General features: G+C 64.2%; 6 protein-coding genes. 2 read left to right on the top strand and 4 right to left on the bottom strand.

Features of this window, described 5'->3' with window-relative positions; translation table 11 throughout:
- A partial coding sequence (locus tag AC5JJ6_RS40855) for an alcohol dehydrogenase catalytic domain-containing protein (RefSeq protein WP_496047544.1) occupies positions 1 to 508 on the bottom strand: 508 nt, incomplete at its 3' end.
- 165 nt (positions 509 to 673) lie between these two features.
- On the opposite strand from AC5JJ6_RS40855, the gene AC5JJ6_RS40850 reads away from it, so the two are divergent.
- Positions 674 to 856, top strand: a complete 183-nt coding sequence (locus AC5JJ6_RS40850) for a DUF1192 domain-containing protein (protein ID WP_044427681.1) — start codon at positions 674 to 676, stop codon at positions 854 to 856.
- Between the two features lie 323 nt (positions 857 to 1,179).
- Complete coding sequence (locus AC5JJ6_RS40845; protein WP_496047543.1) at positions 1,180 to 3,174, top strand: methyl-accepting chemotaxis protein; 1,995 nt, start codon at positions 1,180 to 1,182, stop codon at positions 3,172 to 3,174.
- Here the strand turns inward: AC5JJ6_RS40845 and AC5JJ6_RS40840 are convergent.
- The 3 genes from AC5JJ6_RS40840 to AC5JJ6_RS40830 all read right to left on the bottom strand — a co-directional run.
- Positions 3,171 to 3,884 carry a DUF599 domain-containing protein gene (locus tag AC5JJ6_RS40840; RefSeq protein ID WP_496047542.1) on the bottom strand — a complete coding sequence of 238 codons (714 nt, stop codon included), beginning with the start codon at positions 3,882 to 3,884 and terminating at the stop codon, positions 3,171 to 3,173. The genes AC5JJ6_RS40845 and AC5JJ6_RS40840 overlap by 4 nt on opposite strands.
- Complete coding sequence (locus AC5JJ6_RS40835; RefSeq protein ID WP_496047541.1) at positions 3,884 to 4,147, bottom strand: ribbon-helix-helix domain-containing protein; 264 nt, start codon at positions 4,145 to 4,147, stop codon at positions 3,884 to 3,886. The genes AC5JJ6_RS40840 and AC5JJ6_RS40835 overlap by 1 nt, the downstream gene beginning before the upstream one ends.
- A 43-nt stretch (positions 4,148 to 4,190) precedes the next feature.
- On the bottom strand, positions 4,191 to 5,127 hold a 937-nt coding region (locus AC5JJ6_RS40830; protein ID WP_496047540.1), incomplete at its 5' end, for a class II fumarate hydratase.

Here is a 5,127-nt window from a genome sequence, read left to right as displayed (position 1 = left end):
CCTTGGCGAGCTGGATGGCCGTGGTGCCGATGCCGCTGGAGCCGCCATGGACCAGCAGGGTCTCGCCTTCCGCCAAACGGCCGCGGTCGAACACGTTGGACCAGACGGTGAAGTAGGTTTCCGGCACGGCCGCCGCTTCCACGAGGCTGAAGCCCTTGGGCATGGGCAGGACCTGGGGAGCGGGGGTCGCGACGTATTCGGCATAGCCGCCGCCGGGGGTCAGGGCGCAGACCTGATCGCCGACGGCGAAGCCGGAGACGTCGGAGCCGAGCGCCGCGATCTCGCCCGCCACTTCCAGGCCCGGCAGGTCCGAGGCTCCGGGAGGCGGCGGATAGGCGCCGGCGCGCTGAAGGACATCGGGACGGTTGATGCCGGCGGCCATGACGCGAATCAGCACCTCGCCAGGGCCGGGCTGCGGAACCGGTCGGGTCGTCGGTTTAAGGACATCGGGGCCGCCGGGTGCGGTGATCTCGATGGCGGTCATGCTGTGCGGCAGGCCGGAGGCCATGGGCTTCCTCTTGTACGCTTCAAACAATTGCGGGATAGATGGCACATGTACCCTCAGGCGAGAGTGGTTACAAGCAGTCAGCATGATCGAAGCGCTTGTTTTCACATCGCGGAGGCCGTGAATCGGTTTTAAGCAGATAAGTTTCGAACGGGGAGACGACGGACCATGAACCTCGAAGAACTGGAGCCGACCAAGAAGCCGGCGCCCAAGAAGGACCTCACCGTGCTGTCGATCGACGAACTGCGCGATTACATCGCGACGCTACGCACCGAGATCGAGCGCACGGAAGCGGCGATCGCCGCCAAACAGGCCCATCGCAGCGGGGCCGAGGCCTTTTTCAAGAAGTAGCGGGCTTCAGGAAGTAGCGGGCTTCAGGGAAGTCTCGGCTTCAGGAACGACGAGGCGATCAGGAAGCAACCGCCAACGAACCCCGCGGGGGCCATCGAGCCGTCGACCACAGTCGCGAGAGGGATCAATTTGCCTTCTCGTGACACTGCGCTGTGATCCACCAAAAGACCTATCATATCCAAAAGTATTTATTACCAATTTCCCGCAACTACAGCGAAAATTCCCACCTTCTCTTCAGCCTTTCTTGTCGCGAACAGCCGCAAAATCAATGGCAAGTATGCGCCGCCACGATCGAGCGGAGAGATATGCAGGGAGGGATACCGATGTGGCGTTCAGGCATTCGCGCCAAGGTCTTTGGTGGTTTTTCAGTCGTATTGATGATCCTGGCGCTGGTCGGGGGAGCAGCCGTCTTCGCTCTCTCTGAGATTTCCGGCCAGTTCTCCCTGATGGATGCCCGCAGCGGTACCTTCGACGAGATTACGATAGTGGACCGCTCGTTTATCGAGCTGAAGGCATTGGCACATGAATATCACCGCTCCGGCGACGAGTCCCTGGCCACCAAAGTAAGGGAAGCCGCCGAAACGGTCTTTGGCAATATCGACCGGGTCACCACCCTGTATGAGGGCCAGCCGGAGCAGGCAATCGTCCTGGAAGTCCACCGGCTCGGCAAAGCCTATGTCGACGCGTTCGAGCAGGCGGCCGCCCTGAAGCGCCGGCAAGTGACGCTGGTCTCGAAGGATCTGGTCGAGGTCGGTTCCGACGTGACGCGCCGGCTCGATGCCGCCGCGACTCCGGCGATGGGGAGCGACACGACAGCCATGGATCTTGCGCGGCGCCTGCTTCAGCGGGTGCTCGAAGTGCGCCTGAACGCGGAAAAATCGCTTTCCGCCTCAGCCGAGAACTCGGCGACCGATATGGAAAAGAAGATCGGCACGCTCAACTCCGGGCTGAAGGCCTTCGAGAGCCGGGCCGCCTCGGCGGTTTCCGGAGGCGTCGACCTGGTCGGCAAGATCCGGCAGTATGTCGAGATCTATCAGGAGTCCCGCGTGCTGGCCGGCAAGCTCGACGCGCTGATGCAGGGCGACATGAAGCAGAGCGGCGACGCCCTGGCTGCGTCTCTCAGGACCCTCGTCTCCGAGGGAAGACTGCGTCAGGATGAGCAGCGCGCGGAAACCAGTTCCCTGATGTCGCGCATGGGCGTCTTCATCGTGGTCATCGGCGGCATCGGGCTGCTGGCCGGCGGCATCGCCGCCTGGACCATCGGCAACGGCATATCGCGTGCGATCCAACGCATCACGGCCGCGATGATGGATTTGGCCGGCGGCGACCGTGACGTCTCCATCCCGTATTCGGGCCGCCGTGACGAGATCGGCAAGATGTCGGGTGCGCTCCAGGTCTTCAAGGACTCGCTGATCGAAGCCGATCGTCTGGCCGCCGAGGAGAAGGCCCAGCTCTCAGCGCGCGAACACCGCCGGTCGGCGATCGAAGCGCGGATCATGAGCTTCGACGAACAGGTCAGCCGGTCGCTGGAAACCTTGTCGTCGGCCTCGGACGAGTTGAAGCGGACGGCATCGAGCATGGCCGGTGCCGCGGAGTACACCGCAACGCAGGTTGATGTCGTCGCCAATGCCTCAGATCAGGCGTCGGGCAATGTGGAGACGGTGGCTGCGGCGGCGGAGGAGCTTTCGCATTCGGTCAGCGAGATCGGCCGGCAGGTCAGCCAGTCCAGCGGCATCGCAGCACAGGCGGTGGAGGAAGCGGCCCACACAAACCGGGCGATCGACGAGTTGCGCACCGGCGCCGCCAAGATCGGCGAGATCGTCACCCTGATCGACCAGATCGCCGGTCAGACCAACCTGCTGGCGCTCAACGCCACGATCGAGGCGGCCAGGGCGGGCGAGGCCGGGAAAGGTTTTGCCGTCGTGGCCTCGGAAGTGAAGTCGCTGGCGACCCAGACGGCACGCGCGACCGAGGAGATCAGCGCGCAGATCACCGCTATCCAGGCGACAACCAGCGATGCCGTGACGACGATCCAGAACATCACGGAGACGATCAAGCGGATGAGTGAGATTTCGTCGGGGATCGCCGCCGCGGTCCAGCAGCAGGCGGCGGCGACTCAGGAAATCGCCCGCAACGTCAGTCACGCCGCCCGCAGTTCAGCCGAAGTGTCTTCCACCCTCGTCTCGGTCCGAACCGCCGCCGCCGATACCGGCTCGACTGCCAACCGGCTGCTCGGCACGTCCGCTCAATTGGCCGACCGATCCGGACAGCTGCGGCAGGACGTGGACGAGTTCATGAAAGCGATCCGGCACGCTTAACTTTTCTGCCTCTCCTGCAGCTTTTCCGCGTGACGGTGCATCGCGCGGAAGGTGCGGGAGAGGAACTGACGGCGGATCAGGATCGTGACGACCCACAAGGTCGCAAAGCTGAACACATAGGGACCGATGAACCACGCCAGAGCCGCCAGCGCGAAGTAGTAGGCGCGCAGGCCGCCGTTGAAGCTGGCTCCGGCCAGACTGAGGATGTCGCCGACTTCCTCAGCATAGGCGTCCCGTTCGGCCGGGTCGAGCGGCGGCATCGGCGCGCTGCCCATCATGGCGCAGCAGTAGTTGTACTGACGGATCGCCCAGGTAAACTTCATGAAGCCGAAGATGAAGATGCCGAACAGGAGAAGGATCTTCAGCTCGAAGAACTCGCGCGAGACCGGGCTGGCGAAGCTGAACTGGCTGAGCATGCCGTGAGCGGCATCGACCGAGCCGAGCAATCCGACGAGACCCGCCAACACCAGCATGGAGGTGGAGGCGAAGAAGGTTACGGAATGGATCGTATGCCCGACCAGGGCGGTATCCATGATCCGGTTCTCCCGGTCCAGCATCCGCTTCATCCATTCGTCGCGGAGCAGCTTGAGATGCTGGTTGACGCCCCAAAGCCCCCAGGCGAGATGGTCCATGACCAGCGTGTAGCCGCACCATGCCGTCAGGAACAGGGTGATGGCGGCCAGATCGGCCGTCGAGAAGTCGGGCGGCATCATTCCCCTTCGGAACCCCCCGCACTGTCGGGGACCCCGGCTTTCGAGACTTCGGCGAGAACGAAGACGCGGATGGCGCTCGACAGGTTGCCGGAGCGCCCCTCGTCGATCGATTCGATCAGGGCGTTGATCGAGACGTCACGCGCGGCGGCGATGTGTTTCAGGGCATCCCAGAAGGCCGCCTCGAGCGAGACGCTGGTCGAGTGGCCGGCGATCGTGACGGAGCGTTTCCGGATGGAGCTGTCCATGAAGCCTGCCGTCATTCCGGTCCCCCTGCGCATGGGGGCCGGAATGGGCGGTTCAGCGTCAGCGCGGGCCGATCATGTCCAGCGGGCGGACCCACTGGCTGAACTGCTCCGGCGTCAGGAGACCGAGGGCGACGCCCGCTTCGAGAAGCGTGGTGCCTTCCTTGTGAGCCTTCTTGGCGATCTTGGCGGCGTTGTCGTACCCGATATGCGGGTTCAGCGCCGTCACCAGCATCAGCGACTCGTTCAGCAGCTTGTTGACGCGGTCGGTGTTGACCTCGATCCCGACGACGCAGTTGTCGGTGAAGCTGCGCGCGGCGTCGGCGAGCAGCCGGACCGACTGAAGGAAGTTGAAGATGATGACCGGCTTGAAGACGTTCAGCTCGAAATGGCCGTTGGCGCCGGCGAAGGTGACGGCGGTATGGTTGCCGAACACTTGGGCGCAGACCATCGTCATGGCTTCGGACTGGGTCGGGTTGACCTTGCCCGGCATGATCGAGGAACCGGGTTCGTTCTCCGGCAGGCTCAGCTCGCCGATGCCGCAGCGCGGTCCGGAACCCAGCAGGCGGATGTCGTTGGCGATCTTGAACAGCGACGTGGCGACGGTGTTCAGGGCGCCCGAGCCTTCGACCAGCGCGTCGTGGGCGGCCAGAGCCTCGAACTTGTTCGGGGCGGTGACGAAGGGGAGACCGGTGATCTCCTCGACGTTCTTGGCGAACAGTTCGGCGAAGCCGGCCTTGGCGTTGAGGCCGGTGCCGACCGCCGTGCCGCCCTGGGCAAGCTGGAGCAGGCGCGGCAGCGTCGCCTTGACGCGCTCGATGCCGTAGGCGACCTGGGTGACGTAGCCGGAGAACTCCTGGCCGATGGTCAGCGGCGTCGCATCCTGAAGATGGGTGCGGCCGATCTTGACGACGTCGGCGAATTCCTTGGCTTTGGCGTCGAGGGCGGCGTGCAGGTGCTCCAGGGCCGGGACCAGCTCATGGTGGACCTGCTCGACC

The sequence above is a fragment of the Skermanella sp. genome (assembly GCF_059503625.1).
This window is presented reverse-complemented; position numbering and strand designations above follow the sequence as displayed.